Source organism: Sphaerobacter thermophilus DSM 20745 (assembly GCF_000024985.1).
GTDB classification, from domain to species: domain Bacteria; phylum Chloroflexota; class Chloroflexia; order Thermomicrobiales; family Thermomicrobiaceae; genus Sphaerobacter; species Sphaerobacter thermophilus.
The window spans coordinates 274,791-292,985 of the sequence record NC_013524.1; the positions used below are offsets into that span (position 1 = coordinate 274,791).

The window sequence follows — 18,195 nt, forward strand, 5'->3', positions numbered from 1 at the left end:
CGAAGGGTGCACGGCGCTATTCACCAGGGTCTTCTCCGGTCGGTCCACCTGCCCGCGCTCAGTACCGATCGGGTAGGAGCCACGGCCGTGCCGGGCCTTCCACGCTGCGATCGTACGCAATCTGTCGGTCGCCTACCATGAGCGGAAGGTCGTACGTGACGGCACTGCGATCCCGACCGGAAACAGGACGATTGTCTTACTCCGCACTGATGGCAGCGGGGCGACGGTGGCTGGTGTATCCTGCGTTGGGGCGGCCCGCTCGGCCGCCCGGCGATAGCTAAGTCGAGACCGCGAGAGGACCACGGAGGAGACAAGGATGACTGTGTCCGAAGAGAAGGGCTACCGGATTGAGCGCGACAGCATGGGCGAGATGCGGGTACCCGCCGACGCGCTCTATGGCGCCTCCACCGCCCGTGCCGTCGAGAACTTCCCGATCAGCGGGCTGCGTTTCCCCCGCGCGTTCATCCGTGCCCTCGGCCTGATCAAGCTCGCGGCCGCTCGTACCAACGCCGAACTTGGGCTGCTCAGCGAGGAAAAGTCGCGGCTGATCCAGGAGGCCGCGCAGGAAGTGGCCGAGGGGCGATGGGACGACGAGTTCCCGCTCGACATCTTCCAGACCGGCTCGGGCACCTCGACCAACATGAACGCGAACGAGGTGATCGCGACGCGGGCGGCGCAGATCGCCGGAGGCGGTCGGCCGGTGCACCCAAACGACGACGTCAACATGGGGCAGAGCAGCAACGACGTCATCCCGTCGGCCATCCATGTGTCCGCCTACCTCGAGATCGCCGAGCAGCTCCTGCCGGCGATGGCGCACCTGCAGGAGACGCTCGAACGCCGCGCCGCCGAGACTGACGACGTGGTGAAGATGGGGCGCACCCACCTGATGGATGCCATGCCGGTGCGCTTGAGCCAGGAGATCAGCGGCTGGGCGGCGCAGGTGGCGCAGGCGCGTGAGCGCATCGAGGCCACGCTGCCCCGCCTCGCGCAGCTCGCCCTCGGCGGCACGGCGGTCGGGACCGGCATCAACGCGCACCCGGAGTTCGGCAGTCGCGTCGCGGCGGCACTCGCCGACATCACCGGTCTGCCCTTCCGCGAGGCAGACAACCACTTCGCCGCGCAGGCGACGCAGAACACCGCCTCCGAGGTGAGCGGTCAGCTCAAGACCTACGCCGCGGCGCTGATGAAAATCGCCAATGACCTGCGCTGGATGAACAGCGGGCCGCAGGGCGGCTTGGCCGAGATCGCGCTCCCGGCGTTGCAGCCAGGCTCCTCGATCATGCCGGGGAAGGTCAACCCGGTGATCCCCGAGGCGGTCATGATGGTCTGCGCCCAGGTCATTGGTAACGACGTCACCATCACCGTGGCTGACCAGGCGGGCAACTTCGAGCTGAACGTGATGCTGCCTGTGATCGCCTATAACCTGATTCAGTCGATCCAGATCTTGGCCAGCGCGTCGCGGGTGCTGGCCGACCGCGCCGTGGCGGGCTTCACCGTCAACCGGGAGGCGATCGACGAGGTGGTCGAGAAGAACCCGATCCTGGTGACGGCGCTGAACCCGATCATCGGCTACGACCGGGCCGCGCAGATCGCCAAGCGCGCCTACGCCGAGAATCGCCGGATCAAGGACGTGGCCGCCGAGATGACCGATCTGTCGCCTGAGGAGATCGACCGGCTGCTCGACCCGGCCGAGCTCACCCGCGGCGGCATCAAGGCCGGCGGCAGCGCGGGGTAGACGGCACGCAGCCGGGCTGACACGGCGAAGCCCGCTGCAGGGGCTGTGATGCCCAACCTGCATCGCGATGGACTCGGCGTCCCCAGCCCCTGCAGTGGGCTTCTTGTTGAATCAGCCCGGCGGCTCTAGCCTCGGGCCCTGACCCGATAGCGGCCACCTAACACCCGTGCCTGAGTCTTACTTCCCCAGCCCGCTGTAGCGGGCTTCCGTTGTCAGCCCGGGGGTTCACCCCCGGGCACAGACCGCTGACGCAGATCCGTCAGAGCCCCGGGCGCCTGCTCCACCAGCTCAGCGATCAACGCGCGCAGGCGATCGTAGTGGGATCCTTGCCAGTACACGCGGTCGCATCGCTCACAGAGCCAGAACTCTTCGTACTCCTGCCGGGTACGGGGCGGCAGACGCTCCAGCACGGCGGCCTTCGGCACCGGGCGTAGCCGGCCGTTGCAGCGGAGGCACCGGCTGAAGGGTTGAATCAATCCGGCCAGATCGAAGCGCCGCACAACCTCGCGCACCTGCTCGACCGGCGAGGCCGCGCGGACGTAGTAGCCGTGCGTCACTGCACTGCGCTTCAGCAAGCCGCGGTCCTGGGTCAGGAGGATACGCCGCTCGTCCGCCGAGATCCGCGCCAGCGTAGCGTCGTCGTAGTTGTTGCGGTACAGGGTGTCGAAGCCCAGGAGCCGAAGGTAGCCCGCAAGTTTGCCCAGGTGCGTGTCGAGAACGAAGCGCGGTTCGCGCAGCGGGCTAGGCCGGACGCGCACGAGTGGACTGATGTCGAGCGACTCGAAGACCGGGTAGACGCTGATGCGGTCACCGGGCTGCACCAGGTAGTCGAAGCCGACCGACTCCCCATTGGCGAGGAGCAGATCCACCTCCGTGTGCGGTACTCCAAGCGACTCGATCAGATCCTTGATCGAGGTGCGCCGCGCCAGCGGGTAGGTGATGGGTACCTGACGCCGCTCGCGGGGCAGGAAGTCGTTCAGTTCAGCGTAGAAGCGGACCGTGACATGGTCCATGGCTAGAGCACGATCTCCGCGTCCTGACGTCGAACGACGAGCCACTTGAGTGCCACACCGATTCCCAGTAGCAGCGCCGCCAGCGCGAGCAGGCCGATCCCCATCGCCGCCTGGAACGGACCTCCGCCGAAGTGGGAGAAGGGGAACGGCCCGGAGATGATCCAGATGTAGCGGTCGTAGTCTCCGTGGATCCACCAGTAGAGCGCCAGCGGCGACGCCGCGGCGATCAGTCCCAGGCCGAGAAACACCGAGGCTACCAGGTCGAGCAGGAGCGTGCCGACAGTGATCTGCACCTGCGCGCCGTGCATGGCTGCCCTCCGTTTCGCTCAGGAAGCCGGTTTCCGATCATCCATCACGGCGACTCGATGGTACCACGCGGTGGGCTGTGCCACCGCTCCACGCTCCCGCGCCGATCGGCAAGAGGCGAACGCGAACGATGCCCTGTTGGATGAGGGCAGGAACGGCCACATCTGTCCGGGTCGAGGAACGCCTCATGCGGTTCTGGCGCGGGATAGGGCTGCGATCTAGATGCATTGAGAATGTTTTCGGACCAGGAGGATACGGCCGTGACGCAAGATGTGGCAGCGGTCCAGATCCCGGATGGGTACGAGGCGGTCGGCTCCGCCCACGTAGTCGAGCAGGGACCCGCAAGCGTGCGCCTGCGGGCGGGCACGGCGACGGTGGAGGTCACGGTGCTGGCGCCGGACCTGTTTCGGGTCGGGATGTTCCCCGATAGCCGACCGGTGGTCTACCCGGACGCCGCCATCGCGCGGCACGACTGGTCGGCGGGAGAGGTGACCGTCGCGGATGAGTCGGGCTCGCTGCGTCTGGAAACCGGTGCCGCCGCTGTCGTGATTGACCTCGAGCCGCTCCGGATCGGCTTCCGCGACGCTGTAGGGCGGCCGTTCCTGGAGGATGACCCCGACCTGGGCATGGGCGCCGCCGGACCGCCGCCGTTGGGTGGCGTCCCGGCCGCACTGGGCCGGCCGGTGTACATGTACAAGCGACGGGTGCCGGGGGAGCGCTACTTCGGCTGCGGCGAGCGCACCGGCGGGTTGGAGAAGACGTCGTCCCATCAGGTCTTTTGGAACGTCGACCCGCCCGTAGGCCACAACGCGGCCATGAACGCCCTCTACACGTCGATCCCGTTCCTCCTTGCACTCCGCGAGGGCAGAGCCTGGGGGCTCTTCTTCGACAATCCCTGCCGGAGTGAGTTCGACCTCGCCCGGCGTGATTCGTCACGACTGTGCTTCAGCGCGATCGGGGGCGACCTGGTCTATTACGTTTTCAGCGGGCCATCGCTGCGGGATGTGCTCGACCGCTACACCGACCTGACCGGTCGCACCCCGATGCCGCCGCTCTGGGCCCTCGGCTACCACCAGAGTTCCTGGAACTACGAGACGGCGGAAGACGTGGAGGCGGTCGCTCGCGCCTTCCGCGAGCGCGACATCCCGTGCGACGCGATCTACCTCGACATCGACTACATGGACGGGTTCCGCGTCTTCACCTGGAGCCCAGAGCGGTTCCCCGACCCCGACGGTTTGATCGCACGGCTCGGCGAGCAAGGCTTCCGGGTGGTGACGATCGTCGACCCGGGCGTGCGCGTCGACGAGTCGTACTCGGTCTACACCTCAGGTCGCGATGCGGGCTACTTCTGCCGGACCCCGACGGGTGAGGAGTACCGAAACGTGGTCTGGCCGGGCGTGTGTGCCTTCCCCGACTTCAGCGATCCCAATGTCCGTGCCTGGTGGGGCGACCAGCACGCGGCGCTTCTGGACCGGGGCGTGGCCGGCATCTGGTGCGACATGAACGAGCCGACGGTCTTCATCCCGTCGCGCGGAACCCTGCCGGACGACACGGTTCACCCGGGCGGTGGACACGCCCGGCTCCATGCGCAGGTACACAACCTCTACGGCAACTACATGGCTCAGGCGACGCGCGAGGGGCTGGAGCGGCTGCGACCGGACCGCCGCCCGTTCGTCATCTCCCGCGCCGGGTATGCCGGGCTACAGCGCTTTGCCCTGCAGTGGACCGGCGACAACTCGGCCTGGTGGGAACACCTTTGGATGTCGATGCCGCAGCTCCAGAACATGGGGCTGTCCGGGATGGCCTGGGCCGGAGTCGACATCGGCGGCTTCTCCGGCGATGCCACGGGCGAGTTGCTGGCACGCTGGGTGGAGTTCGGTATCTTCCAGCCCTACTGCCGGAACCACAGCGAGAAGGGGACCACGCGCCAGGAGCCGTGGGCGTTCGGCGAGCCGTACGAGTCGATTATCCGGAACATGCTCAAGCTTCGACAGCGGCTGCTCCCGTATCTCTACACGCTGTTCGAAGAGTGCCACCGCACTGGCGCGCCGATCCTGCGACCACTCCTGTTCGAGTATCCAGAGGACGATGCGACCTACAGCGCCGATGATGAGTTCCTGGTGGGCGACCGGCTGCTGGTGGCCCCCATCACCCGCCATGGCCAGTCGTACCGCCACGTCTACCTGCCGGCCGGCACCTGGTTCCACCTGTGGCGTGGCGAGCGCTACGAGGGACCGGCCGACGTGCTGATCCACGCGCCGCTCGGCGAGCCGGCCGTCTTCGTGCGCGGCGACGCGCCGGTGCCGCTGTGGCCCGCGATGAACTACGTCGGCGAGCGGCCGGCCGATCCGCTGACGCTGCTGATCTATCCGGCCGGAGGACGGGGCGCGCTGGAGCTCTACGAGGACGCCGGGGACGGCTATGCCTACCTGCAGGGCGAGTACGCCCGGACGCGCGTCACCTGTCGCTCAGACGACGCCGGGATCATCGTCGAGATCGGCGCGCGCGAGGGCAGCTTCGTGCCGGAGCGCACCCGTGTCGTGGTCGAACTCCGTGGGCTGGAAAAGGCGCCGTCGCAGGTGCTGGTCGACGGGCAGCCGGATGAGGCGACCTTCGACGACGGCACCGTGACTGTGAGCCTGGACGCGAGCGCCGAGGCGCGGACAGTCGAGGTCCGCCGCTAGCATCGCCTCAAAGCCGGGCCGCCAGCGCTGCGGCGACCCCGTCGTGTCGGCCCGGTCGCGTCTTTGATGGTCCGTTACCATTTTGACGCCGGGCGGACGTGGACGCCGGGCGAAGGTGGTGGGCATACTTGTCGGCCGTCCGGAAAGGGGGCCGATATGATCCTGCCGAAAGTCCGCGACCCGCGGCTGGTGACGATCCGGCGTGGCGGGACCCTCACCGATGAGGATCACCACCTCCTCGCCTTGTGGGCGGCGCTGTGCGCGGAGCATGTCCTTCCTCTCTTCGAAGCGGTGCAGCCGGATGACCCGCGGCCGCGCTATGCGATCGAGCAGGTTCGCGCCTGGGCGCGCGGCGAGGTTCGGATGTCCCAGTCGCGTGCGGCTGCCGGTCATGCGAATGCCGCGGCGCGGCATTTGACCGGGGCACCGCGGTTTGCCGCGTTTGCGGCCGGACAGGCGGCGGCGGTCGCCCATGTCGCCGCACACGCACTCGGCGCAGCCGCCTATGCGATCAAGGCCGTGCGCGCCGCCGCCCCGGAAGGAGAGGCGTTGCACGCCGGGCGACTTGAGTGCCAGTGGCAGCGCGACCAGCTCCCGGAGCCGATCCGCGAATTCGTCCTCGATGACCAGCGGCTGCGGAACCACCTCTGTTGGGGCGTGTTCGACTGCTGACCGGCCGACGCGCACGGCTGCTGCAACGGCTCCCAGCTTCCAGAAATGGCGCTCGACTCGTTGTCATCCGGAGCGAAGCGAAGGATCTCGCGCTGGAGCGGCCACACCGCCCGAGATCCTTCGACTCGGACAGAGCCGCCGGCCAGCGCTCGCGCTCCGGCCGGCTCCGCTCAGCATGACATCAGAGGTGTGGCGGACTGCTGGCGGGTCATCCGGTCCCGCCCCTAGGCAGTCTCCGATCTGGTCGGCTGTCGCGCTGGCACTGTGTGGTTCGTCGCAACGGTGACGGATCGTGCGCTCCCCGTACCTCTCCGCGTTCTGTTGCCATCGTGACCCGCCCTGCCGAGCTTCGCGCAAAGCACGGGGCATCCCGCTGCGAATCCCTTGGCGTTGACGCTCGTAACAGCCTTTGCTACAGTGGAGAGGGCGGAATCCATACAGTGTCTGACAACGTTTAACGAGAATGACCACGCCCGATCGCGCGGCTTGTCGAGGGCCGGTCCGGGGCAGTGACCGGGCGAGTGTTCGGCGCAGTTGTGCGTGTGCACAGTGGTGGTAGACCAGCGCTCAGTGCTGGCCGCCCCGTGCGGTGTTGCGCGCAAGTGCCAGCCCGGACGGATTGCGTGATGCTTGGGAGCGGTTCCACATTTGGAGAGCCGGTGGCAGCACACGTGTTCATGGGACAATCCGGCCCCTGCTGCGCGATGGTGCCACACGTGTCTTCGTCCGAGAGCGGTTTGCGCGACATAAGTCCCGGCGGGCACGGATTCGTCCGGTCAATCGCCGGGCCGAGCCGAGAGGCCTGGCCCCTACTGGTGGAATCGGACGGCCGGGTGCTCTGGACGTGACGAGAGGCGCGATCGGTTCCATGCCGACGAACCCGGCGCGTCCGGATCCCGGTCGAGGGATGGCCGTGCACGGTTTATGGTGAGGAGGGGCAGTTCGAAATGCAGCGTGATTCCCAGCCGCTCATGAACCACAGACTCAGTCGCCGTTCGATGTTGCTGGGACTCGGGACGACCGTGATCGGTGGCCTGCTGGCGGCCTGCGGTGGCGGAGAGTCTGAGGAAACGACTCCGGCTGCCGCTGAGACGCCGACCCAGGCTGCCGCTGCGGAGACGCCTACGACGGCAGCCGCCACTCCGACCGCTGCCGCCAGCCCGAGTGCCAGCACGCCGTCGACGTCCACGTCCTCCGGTGAACCAGTCCGCGTCGGGGTGATCGGCACCATCTCGGGCGTCTACTCCACCCTTGGACAGAACATGGTCGACGGGATGCAGCTCTACCTCTCGGAGATCGAGTACCAGGCCGGTGGTCGTCCGATCGAGCTCATCATCGAGGACTCGGCGGGCAGCCCGGATCAGGCGCTGGCCAAGGCGCGGCAACTCGTCGAGCGCGACCAGGTGCACATCATCGCCGGAGTGACCTTGAGCAACGAGGCGGCCGCGGTCCGCGACTACATCGTCGAGGCGCAGGTCCCCTGGATCATCGGCAACGCCGGGTTGCCGGGGCTGACGCGCGACCCCAACATGCGGAGCCCCTACATCTTCCGCGTCTCCTTTGCCAACGGCCAGTACGAGGCGCCGTTCGGCGACTACGCCTACAACACCCTCGGCTACCAGCGGGTCATCGTCACGGCGCTCGACTACTCGGCCGGACACGACAAGGCGGGCGCCTTCATGCAGCGCTTCCGCGATGCCGGCGGTGAGATCGTCGGCGAGGTCTACGCGCCGATGGACACGCAGGACTATGGCCCGTACCTGCAGCGCATCCAGCAGATGGACGCCGATGCCGTCTGGGCTTTCTATTCCGGTGGTGATGCGGTACGCTTTGTGCTGCAGTACGCGGAGTTCGGTCTCAAAGACCAGTTCCCGCTCATCGGTGCAGGTGACACCGTGGACGAGAACATTCTTAACCAGCAGGGTGATGCTGCCCTGGACGTGGTCAGCACCCTGCACTACAGCCCGCTGTACGATTCGCCGGAGAATCAGGCCTTCGTCGAGGCCTTCGAGTCGACGTACGACGCCCAGGCGAATCAGTTTGCCTACCAGGGCTACCTCGCTGCCCGCGTGATCGCCGAAGCTTTGACGGCGACCGACGGGAACGCGGAGGATACGCAGGCGTTCCTGGAGGCCCTGAAGGGCGTGAGCTTCACCGGGCCCACCGGTGAGTTCCGCTTCCACCCCGAATCTCAGGGGGCGGTGATCACGGTGCTGGTGCGGCGCGTCGAGCAACTGCCCGACGGCAGCTACGGGAACGTCGTGATCGATGCGATTGGGAATGTCGATGACCTGTCGTTCTAGCGGCAGGCTGCAGGGGAGGGTAGCATGCCGATCAACGCGGCGAGCGTAGTCATCGGCCTGTCATACGCGAGCCTGCTCTTCTTGATCTCGGTGGGGCTGTCGGTGGTGTTCGGGTTGATGCGCTTCGTCAACCTGGCCACCGGCGCCCTCTACATCGTCGGTGGCTACGTTGCCTGGAGCGTGGCGAACCGGACCGACAACTTCTGGCTGGCGCTTCCGGCAGGGGCAATCATGGCGCTGATCATCGGCGTCGTGATCGAGCGAGGCTTCCTGGACCGGTTGCTCGGCAAAGAGTTGATGCAGGTCAGCCTGACGCTCGGGGTCGCGTACATCGTAGCGGATGTGACGCGCTGGATCTGGGGCGGCGACCCATTGCGGGTGCGCGCTCCTGAGATGCTGCGTGGCTCGACCCGCCTGTTCGGCTCCGTCTTCCCCACCTACCGCCTGGCGTTGATCGTGATCGGCGCCGTGCTGGCGATCATCGTCTGGTACCTGCTGGAGCGCACGCGCTGGGGCGCATATGTCCGCGCGGGCGTGGACGACATGGAGATGCTCGAGTGCCTCGGAGTGAACGGGCGCCGCGTCTTCTCCGTGGTCTTCGCGCTGGGTGCGCTCCTGTGCGGCCTCGGCGGAGCACTGGGCACGCCGGTGACCGGCGTTTCGCCGGGCATCGACTCGCAGATGCTGCTGATGGCCCTGATCGTGGTGGTGCTCGGTGGCCTGGGATCCGTACTCGGCGCGATCGTGGCGAGCGGCGTGGTCGGCATGGTCGACAACATGGTGCGGACCTTCTGGCCCGAGGCTTCGTTCTTCGTCGTCTGGGTGCTCGTCGCCCTGGTGCTGATCGTTCGGCCGCAGGGTTTGTTCGGCCGTGCGGTCTGAGGAGAGGCAGGGCGAAATCGGCATGCAACGCATGGGACTGGACGTACGCAGCGCGCGCTCACGCCGCCTGCTGGTGGGTGTTGTCGCCGCGGTCGCGCTCCTGGCAGCCCCGGCTGTGCTGCCCGACTACCCGCTGAGCGTCCTCACCGAGATCGTGATCTTCTCGCTCTTCGTGATGTCCCTGAACCTCCTGGTCGGGTACACCGGGCTGCCCTCGCTGGGCCACTCGGCCTTCTTCGGAACGGGCGGGTACGCTGTCGCCTTGCTGGCGATCCGCGCTCACCTCTCGGCGGTCCCGGCGCTCATCGTCGCGGTCCTCGCCGGGATCGCGCTGGCGCTCGTCACCGGCCCGTTCGTGCTCCGGACGAGCGGCGCGTACTTCCTCATCCTCACGCTCTCGCTGACGCAGGTACTCTTCGGGATCGTCTGGCTCTGGCGCGGGATGACGGGCGGCGATGACGGCCTCCCCGGCGTGCCCCGGCCCGAGCTTCCGTTCCTGACCGGCCTCGTGGGGAGCTGGACCAACTTCTACTACGTGGTGCTCCTCGTCGTGGCCATTGCCGTGGCCACCCTCTGGTGGATCGTGCGATCCGGCTTCGGCCTGACGCTCGTCGGGATTCGGGAGAACGAGCGGATCGTCGAGGGGCTGGGCTACCCCACCTGGTGGACCAAGTACATCGTCTACATCCTCGCCGGTGGCTACGCCGCCCTGGCCGGCGGGCTCTTCGCCTACTTCAAGGGCTACGTCGGCCCCGGCCAACTGAGCTGGCTCACGGCGGGCGAGGCGCTGGTGATGGTCATCCTCGGCGGGGCCGGAACCTTCTGGGGGCCGGTTCTGGGTGCCACGGTCGTGCTGCTGCTCCGGTACGAGGTGAGCAGCTTCACGCAGCGCTGGGAGACCATCCTCGGTCTGGTCTTCATCCTGGCTGTGCTCTTCCTCCCGGAGGGGCTCGCGCGCCTGCCTGATCGGATCAGAAGCATCCGGGCGAAGGGGCGGCCGACGGGAGCGCCTGCGGGCCAACCTGCTGCGGAGGCTGTCGGGTCCACGGCGATTGCGGAGAGGTCGGAGCAATGACGGCGCCGGCGCTACAGCTTGAGGACGTCACCAAGACCATCGGTGGCCTCACCATCCTGGACGGCGTGCCCCTGACGGTTCAGCCCGGGGAGCGGCGCGCGATCATTGGGCCGAACGGCGCCGGGAAGACGACGCTCCTGAACGTTATCGCCGGTTTCCTCCCGCCGACGCGCGGGCGGGTGCTGGTTTTCGGCCGCGATGTCACCCGGCTGCCGGCCCACCGCCGCGTCGACGTCGGTCTGCTGAAGACCAACCAGCAGCCGGCCGTGCTGCGGGAGCTGACGGCGCTGGAGAACGTGCTGCTCGCGCTGCTCCGGGGGCGTCACCGCTTCTTCGGTCTCGCCGGGTCGGTGGACCGTGACCGCGAGGCGCGGCGCCAGGCGATGGCGGTGCTGGAGGAGTGGGATCTGCTGGATGTGGCGAACGAGCGCGTTCAACACCTGTCGCACGGCTACCAGCGTCGCCTGGAACTGGCAGCGCGCTTCGCCATGCGGCCGCGCCTGCTGCTCCTGGATGAGCCTGCGGCGGGTTTGGCTGCCGACGAGATCCCGGCGTTCCTCGAGCGGCTCCAGCGACTGCCGCGCGACATGACCGTCGTTCTTGTCGAGCACAGTATGCGCGTGGTCTTCGCCTTCGCCGACCGCATCACCGTGTTGCACCACGGCGCGGTGCTTACAGAGGGCACCCCGGACGAGGTACGACAGGACCGATACGCACAGGAGGCATACCTGAGTGGCGGGACGCGGAGGAACGATGCTTGAGCTCCGTGATCTCTCGGGCGGGTACGGCGACGGCTCTGTGCTCAACGGGCTGTCGCTCACGGTGGAGGAGGGGCAGGTCGTTGCCCTGCTCGGCCGCAACGGCGCGGGCAAGACGACCACGATGCGGGCCATCTTCAACCTGCTGCCCCAGCTCACCGGCAGCGTGACGCTGCGCGGCGAGTCGCTGCGTGGCCTGGCGCCCTACGAAGTGTCCCAGCGGGGCGTGGCGCTCGTGCCCCAGGGGCGCCGGATCTTCCCCTCGCTGACGGTCGAGGAGAACCTGCTCATCGGTGCCCGGCCTCCGCGGTCCGACACGAACCTGCGTTGGACCGTCGACGAGATCTATTCCCTCTTCCCCGTCCTGCGCGAGCGCGGCCGGGTGCGCGGCACCCTCCTCAGCGGTGGTGAGCAGCAGATGCTGACCCTCGCGCGCTCGCTGATGACGCAGCCGCTCCTGCTCCTGTGCGACGAGCCGTCGGAGGGTCTTGCGCCGGTGATGGTTGACCGGGTGCGCGAGGTCCTGCAGCGCCTCCGGGCTGCCGGCCTGTCGATCCTGCTGGCAGAGCAGAACCTCGATCTGGCGCTCTCCGTCGCCGACGTGGCCTACATCATCGAAGAAGGCCGGGTGATCTGGCACGGCACGAGCGCCGAACTGCTGGCCAACGAGGATGTGCAGGCCACCTACCTTGGCATCCGCATCCAGGAGGACTGAGGAGCGCCCGCGACTCGGTCCTCCCTCCGTCCCCTACCTTGTTCTCCCTGGCCGCGTAGCCGGTTCCTCAACGCTCGGGAACATCAAGCTGTCCCGAGTGCGCATCGTGCTGCCCCGCCCCATTCCTGTGTCTCCATGCACGCCCAAATCCGCGGCTGGAAGCCGCTAACGATACGTGGGGGTTGCCGAATCCTGACCTCCCCGGTTAGACTGCTGATTATTGCACCGGCAGATCAAGTGAACTCATACGTCAACAGCCAGAGTCCTCGCTGGATAGGCGTTTGAGTCCAGACTGGGACGGAGGTGTGGCGTTGGCCGGTACAGGTGGGACGACCTCGACCGGCGTCACCGGCAGTCGGCTCGCACTGCGCGTGGAGTCCGTCTCTAAGCGCTTCCGCCAAGGGCAGCGTGACTTGCTGACGCTCGACAATGTGAGTTTCGGCCTCGAGGTCGGGCGCTTCCTCGTCATCGTTGGCCCGAGCGGTTGTGGCAAGACGACGCTCCTGCGCATTCTCGCCGGGTTGGAGCGCCAGGACGAGGGGCAGATCTGGATCCGTCCCAACGCCGACGGTCACCCGGCGGCCGCCATGGTCTTTCAGGAGCAGTCGGTCTTCCCCTGGATGACGGTGCGGGACAACGTCGCTTACGGGCTGGCGCTCCGCGGCGTGGGACGACGGGAACGCAGCCAAGTGGCCGAGCGCTGGATCCGGAGCGTCGGGCTGGAGGGATTTGAGCGTGCCTACCCGCACCAGCTCTCCGGCGGGATGAAACAGCGCGTCAGTATCGCGCGGGCGTTCGCGGTCGACCCCGACGTGCTGCTCATGGACGAGCCCTTCTCGGCGCTCGACGAGCAGACGCGCACGATCCTGCAGCAGGAGGTGTCATCGCTCTCCGAGCAGCAGCAGAAGACGGTGGTGTTCGTCACCCACAGTATCGACGAGGCGATCACGCTGGGCGATGAGGTGCTGGTTATGACGCACCGGCCGGGCCGGGTGAAGCGCCTCATTTCCGTCCCCTTCCCGCGCCCGCGCGATGTGGTCGGCGTGCGAGCGAATCCGCAGTACGGCGAACTGTACGAGGAGATCTGGCAACTCATCGCCGAAGAAGTCCAGCACGGCCCGAGGGAGGAATGACGTGTCCGAGCGTGGTGTGACCGTGACGAGCGAAGCCCTCCCTGCGGGACGGGTACTGCGCCGCCCGCGCGCAGGGGCCAAGACCGAGGTCGCCGTTCAGCTCCTGTCGCCCCTGGTGCTCCTCGCTATCTGGGAGATCACCGCGCGGGCCGGCTACGTCGACCAGCGGTTCTATCCGGCTCCCAGTTCGATCATCCAGGCGTTCTGGGAGGCGGTGACGACCGGTGTCCTGCTGCACCATCTCAAGATCACGCTGGGGCGGCTCGCGCTGGGTACCCTGATCGGTGGGTTGCCGGCAGTGCTGCTCGGGCTGGCGATGGGGCTGTCGCGCTGGCTGCGGTTGGCGCTCGACCCCATCATCGCCGCGACCTATCCCCTGCCCAAGAGCGCCCTCTTCCCGCTGCTGCTGCTCATCTTCGGCCTCGGTGAGGGGTCGAAGGTGGCAATGGTTGCCATCGGGGTGTTCTACCTCGCGGTCACCAACTCCATGGAGGGTGTGCTGGCCATCAACCCCGTCTATCTCGACGTAGCCAAGACCTTCGGCGCGCGGCGACTCGATGTCGTCCGTACTGTGGCCCTGCCCGGCGCGCTGCCGCTGGTGCTGGCAGGGCTGCGGCTCGGTGTCGGCACCGGGCTCATCCTGGGGGTCCTGGCCGAGATGCTGGGGGCGCGCGACGGGCTGGGTTACCTGCTCTGGAGCGCCTGGCAGACCTTCTCCGTGTCATCGCTCTACGCGGTGTTGTTCGTGACTGCGGTGCTCGGGTTCGTGAGTGTCAAGGTCGTGGACATCCTGCGCCGGTGGCTCGTGCCCTGGCAATCCGGCTCGCGGAACTGAACGTAGTTCGTTGGAGCTGTCGGACCACGGGCGAGTTGCCAGTGATTCAGTGTGGTTTCGAACGCGGCTGGAACCGGCCAGCCGCATGGTGCCCGGCAGGGCTAGAGGGCTAGGAGGAGGGGAGCATGACCCAAGACTCGAAGCTGACGCGGCGCTCGTTCGTCCGGGGTGCGGCGGCGCTTCTCGCGGCCGGCCCTCTGACGACACTCCTGGCAGCCTGCGGCGGTGGGGAAGCCGAGCCGACCGAGCAGGCGGCCCAGGCACCGACGACCGCTCCCTCGCCGACGAGCGCCAGCGGTGGAGCTGATGCGAGCCCGGCCGCATCGCCCGCGGCGTCGCCGGCGGCCGAGGTGCCCACTCCCACGGTCGTGACCGGCCAGGGTGCCATGACGCCGTTCAAGTTCGCCACGGCGCGGCAGATCGCCTCCCTCACCCCGTACATCGCCCTGGAGAAGGGCTACTTTGCCGAGGAAGGGCTCGAGGTCGAGCTTGCCGAGATCCAGACGCTCGGCCAGATGGTGCCCTTCCTGGGGACCGGCGAGATCCTGGCGGCGGGAGGCGCGCTCTCCGCAGCGCTGTTCAACGCCATCCGCCAGGGCATCGAGTTGAAGGTGATTGCGTCACGCACAGCCCTGACCCGCGGCTTCACGTTCCACGGCTACTACGCGGCAAAGTCGCGCTACGACAGCGGCGAGATTCAATCGATCGCCGACCTGCGGGGAAAGACCATCGCGAACACCAACGTGGAGGGCCTGGTCGCCTGGGAGAATGCCCGGATCCTCCAGAGCGCCGGGCTGACGCTGGACGATGTCGAACTGGTCGGGATGACCCCGCCCGATATGCCGACCGCCCTCGCCAACGGTGCCGTCGATGCCGCGCTCCTGATCGAGCCGTACGTGGTGATGACGAAGCGGCTGGGGGCCGGGGAGCCGCTGGTCGAGGGAGACGGGATCCACGACCTGCTCGGCCAGGATGTCCCGATCGGTGTCGTGCTGGCCTCGCCGGTGCTCCTGGAAGACCGCGACCTCGCCATTCGCTTCCTCCGAGCGCACCTCAAGGCCGCGCGCTTCTACAACGAGGCGCTGGTCGATCCGGCCACCAAGAGCGAGGTGATCGACATCGCGCTCACGTATCTGCCCGGCCAGGATCGATCGCTGTACGAAGAGATGATCTGGCCTGGTATCCCCGAAGACGGCGGCTTCAACCCTGAGTTCGTCGACGAACTGCAGCAGTTCATGATCGAGCGAGGGGAGATTGAATCCGCGTTACCGGTCGAGGACGTAGTTGATCTGAGCCTGCTTGAGGAAGCGCGGAACTCGCTGTGACGTGACGGAGCAGGTGCCGCCCCGCACGCCGGTGGCGTCCGGCGTACGTCGATGCGGTGCGACGTGGCTTGTGGGCAGACCATTGGGGGGAGCGACGAATGCCCAGACGACTCACTCGACGATCGTTTCTCGCCCTGTGGGGTGGCGCGCTCGCCGGAGGACTGCTGGCGGCGTGCGGTGGCGGGGAACCGACCCCGGAAGCTCCGGCATCGAACCCGACTTCGGCGCCGGAACCGACGCCGGCGTCCGCGAGTAGCGATGCAAGCCCTGCTCCAGATCCCACGCCGACACCCGCCGCGACCCCGACGGTGCAGCAGGCAACGCGCACGCTCCGTGTCACGACGATCGGCGCGGTGTCGGGCGCCGGGATCTTCATCGCCATGGAGGAAGGCTACTTCCTGGAAGTCGGCATCGAGATCGAACTCGATACCGCGGCGCGCACCGCAGGCGAAACGATCCCGCTGCTCAGCACGCAGCAGTTGGACATCTCCGGCGGCTCCTTCTCGGCCGCGCTGCTCAACGCGGTGGCACAGGGGGTTCGCGTCCCCGCAGTGGCCACCAAGGGATCCCTGAGCCGCGGGTTCGGCTTCCACGCCATCGGCGTGCCCAAGCATCTCTACGACGATGGGACCATCACCACCGTGGCCGATCTCCGCGGCAGGAGGTTCGCCGTCACGAACGACTCGGGCATCGACATCCTGGAGGCTCAGCGGGTACTGGAGAGTGGCGGCCTGACCCTCGACGACGTCGAGATCGTGGTCATGCGCGTCCCGGATATGCCGGTTGCGCTGCAGAACGAGGCGATCCACGCGGCGGAACTGGTCGAGCCGACCGCGGCGATCGCCATCGATCAGCTCGGCGTCGCAGCGCCGCTTCTCCGGGGCGACTCCCTGGTGGACGTGATCGGGGACGACTTCCCCATTGCCGGGATCTTCTTCGGCCCGCACATCGCAGACGACCGCGACCTGGCGGTGCGCTGGATGGTCGCCTACCTCCGCGGGTTGCAGTTCTACAACGACGGGTTGCAGGACCCAGACCAGCGGCGGCGGGTCATCGAGATCCTCAAGCTGTACACGCCGGTCCAGGATGACGCGCTGTTCGACCGGATGGTCTGGCCCGGCCTGCGCGCGGACGGACGGTTCGACACCGCGCCGCTGGAGCAGGTGCAGGAGGTCTGGCTCGCGCGCGGGGCGATTGAGCAGACCGTACCGGTGGACCAACTCGTAGACTTCAGCTACATTGATGAGGCCATGCAGCAACTCTAAGTACGGACGTCGCGGCGATGAGCATTTGGTGATGGGTCATCCATTCCACCGGAGTGCTCACGCCGCGCCCATGCGGGGAGGAGGGAAGGTGGGGATGCTTGGTCACGAGGATCAGCCGGCTTCGGCGCTGAAACGCCGCCTGACGCGCCGTGGTACGCTGAAGCTCGTCGCGTTTGGGCTGAGCTCGGTTACCATCGGGTCGCTGCTCGCCTCCTGCGGCGGTACCCAGGACACGACGTCAGGCGGGGAGACGACCTCCACTCCCACGACCGATGCCGGTTCGACCGGTTCAGCCGGTTCGACGGCTGCGACGCCCAGCACATCGCCGACCACCGAGGCTGCTGAGTCCTCTCCTGAGGCAGCCGACGATCCGATCCGACTCGGAATCTTGCTCCCGTTCACCGGCGTCTATGCCCAGCCAGCGGCGGACGTCGAGCGCGGGGTCATGCTCTACCTGAAACAGATCGGCAACGAGATCGCCGGACGGCCTGTGACCGTCATCCGCGAGGACTCCGAGGCCGATCCGTCGACCGGGATCACTAAGGCGCGCAAGTTGATCGAGCGGGATCAGATCGACGTCATGGTTGGGCCGTTGAGCAGTGCCGTTGGGACGGCCGTGCGGGATCTGGTCGTCAGCAGCGGCGTCCCTCAGATTTACCCGATCCCGGGCACGTTGGAGGAGAGCGGCACTCCCCCGGCTCCCAACATCTTCCGAGTCTCCTACTCCCCAGCGCAGCTCGGCGTCGCCTCGGCGCGGTACCTCTATGAGACGCTTGGCTACCGTACGGTCGCAATCATGTGCCCGGACTACGTCTGGGGTCAAAAGGTGGCCGAAGCCTTCCAGACCAGCTTCGAGGAGCTGGGCGGCACCATCGCGGACGTGACCTTCACCCCGCTCGACACCACCGACTTTGCACCGTATCTGGGCAGAATAGACCCCTCCAGCCTCGACGCGATGTGGGTCTTCTACTCGGGCGGGGATGCCATCCGGTTTGTGGTGCAGTACGGCGAGATGGGGCTCACGGACGCACTTCCGCTGACGGGTGCCGGGGATGTGGTGGACGAGGCCTTCCTCCCGTCTCAGGGTGAAGCGGCTCTCGGCTTCATTAGTTTCTTGCCTTACACACCCAGCCTTGAGAACGACGCGAACGCGGCCTTCGTCAGCGCCTATCAGGCTGAATACGATACCAGCCCGGGCTTCTTCAACGAGATCGGCTGGGTGGCAGCCGCGATCGTTGACGAAGCGGTGCGCGCCGTTGATGGCGAATTGAGCGACAAGGCTGCGCTCGCGGCAGCGATGGAGCAGGTCGAGTTCGACTCGCCGCACGGCCGCTTCCGCTTCGATGAGAATCGGTTCCCGATCCTCGACATGCAGGTCCGACGCGTGGAGCAGAACGAATCCGGGGAGTACGTCAACGCCATCATCGATGTCATCGAGGGCATCGACAGCAATGGCGTGATCGGTCGCTGATTCCGTTGCGGGTCAAGCAGGCG

General features: G+C 67.3%; 15 protein-coding genes. 13 read left to right on the forward strand and 2 right to left on the reverse strand.

All coding sequences use genetic code 11. The features are described from left to right. Nucleotides 1-316: 316 nt before the first annotated feature. On the forward strand, nt 317-1,735 hold the full coding sequence (locus tag STHE_RS13505; protein ID WP_012873148.1) for a class II fumarate hydratase: 1,419 nt from the start codon (nt 317-319) through the stop codon (nt 1,733-1,735). Between the two features lie 212 nt (nt 1,736-1,947). On the opposite strand, the gene STHE_RS13510 is transcribed toward STHE_RS13505, so the two are convergent. Both STHE_RS13510 and STHE_RS13515 read right to left on the reverse strand, forming a co-directional pair. Beyond that, nucleotides 1,948-2,748 (reverse strand): Mut7-C RNAse domain-containing protein, encoded by an 801-nt coding sequence (locus STHE_RS13510; protein WP_012873149.1) that lies wholly within the window; start codon nt 2,746-2,748, stop codon nt 1,948-1,950. A 2-nt stretch (nt 2,749-2,750) separates the two neighbouring features. Next, nucleotides 2,751-3,056 (reverse strand): hypothetical protein, encoded by a 306-nt coding sequence (locus STHE_RS13515; protein ID WP_012873150.1) that lies wholly within the window; start codon nt 3,054-3,056, stop codon nt 2,751-2,753. Between the two features lie 258 nt (nt 3,057-3,314). Here STHE_RS13515 and STHE_RS13520 point away from each other — a divergent pair, with 258 nt between their 5' ends. The 12 genes from STHE_RS13520 (at nt 3,315) to STHE_RS13575 (ending at nt 18,172) form a co-directional block, all read left to right on the forward strand. Beyond that, complete coding sequence (locus tag STHE_RS13520; RefSeq protein ID WP_012873151.1) at nt 3,315-5,738, forward strand: glycoside hydrolase family 31 protein; 2,424 nt, start codon at nt 3,315-3,317, stop codon at nt 5,736-5,738. 156 nt (nt 5,739-5,894) lie between these two features. Continuing rightward, complete coding sequence (locus STHE_RS13525) at nt 5,895-6,410, forward strand: putative immunity protein (RefSeq protein ID WP_012873152.1); 516 nt, start codon at nt 5,895-5,897, stop codon at nt 6,408-6,410. Nucleotides 6,411-7,357: 947 nt separating this feature from the next. Continuing rightward, entirely contained in the window at nt 7,358-8,713 is a 1,356-nt protein-coding gene (locus STHE_RS13530) for an ABC transporter substrate-binding protein (RefSeq protein WP_012873153.1), read from the forward strand. Nucleotides 8,714-8,737: 24 nt separating this feature from the next. Then, entirely contained in the window at nt 8,738-9,595 is an 858-nt protein-coding gene (locus STHE_RS13535) for a branched-chain amino acid ABC transporter permease (protein WP_012873154.1), read from the forward strand. Between the two features lie 22 nt (nt 9,596-9,617). After that, nucleotides 9,618-10,670, forward strand: coding sequence for a branched-chain amino acid ABC transporter permease (locus STHE_RS13540; protein ID WP_012873155.1), 1,053 nt, complete (start codon nt 9,618-9,620; stop codon nt 10,668-10,670). Beyond that, nucleotides 10,667-11,431: an ABC transporter ATP-binding protein gene (locus STHE_RS13545; RefSeq protein WP_012873156.1), complete on the forward strand. Its 765-nt coding sequence runs from the start codon at nt 10,667-10,669 to the stop codon at nt 11,429-11,431. The genes STHE_RS13540 and STHE_RS13545 overlap by 4 nt, the downstream gene beginning before the upstream one ends. Beyond that, nucleotides 11,424-12,143 (forward strand): ABC transporter ATP-binding protein, encoded by a 720-nt coding sequence (locus STHE_RS13550; RefSeq protein WP_012873157.1) that lies wholly within the window; start codon nt 11,424-11,426, stop codon nt 12,141-12,143. Before STHE_RS13545 ends, STHE_RS13550 begins: the two co-directional genes overlap by 8 nt. A gap of 311 nt (nt 12,144-12,454) precedes the next feature. After that, entirely contained in the window at nt 12,455-13,276 is an 822-nt protein-coding gene (locus STHE_RS13555; RefSeq protein ID WP_012873158.1) for an ABC transporter ATP-binding protein, read from the forward strand. A 1-nt stretch (nt 13,277) separates the two neighbouring features. Next, nucleotides 13,278-14,111 carry an ABC transporter permease gene (locus STHE_RS13560; RefSeq protein WP_012873159.1) on the forward strand — a complete coding sequence of 278 codons (834 nt, stop codon included), beginning with the start codon at nt 13,278-13,280 and terminating at the stop codon, nt 14,109-14,111. 125 nt (nt 14,112-14,236) lie between these two features. Then, nucleotides 14,237-15,436: an ABC transporter substrate-binding protein gene (locus STHE_RS13565; RefSeq protein ID WP_012873160.1), complete on the forward strand. Its 1,200-nt coding sequence runs from the start codon at nt 14,237-14,239 to the stop codon at nt 15,434-15,436. A gap of 98 nt (nt 15,437-15,534) precedes the next feature. Further along, nucleotides 15,535-16,701, forward strand: a complete 1,167-nt coding sequence (locus STHE_RS13570; protein WP_012873161.1) for an ABC transporter substrate-binding protein — start codon at nt 15,535-15,537, stop codon at nt 16,699-16,701. A gap of 94 nt (nt 16,702-16,795) precedes the next feature. Beyond that, nucleotides 16,796-18,172: an ABC transporter substrate-binding protein gene (locus STHE_RS13575; RefSeq protein ID WP_012873162.1), complete on the forward strand. Its 1,377-nt coding sequence runs from the start codon at nt 16,796-16,798 to the stop codon at nt 18,170-18,172. Nucleotides 18,173-18,195: the final 23 nt, after the last annotated feature.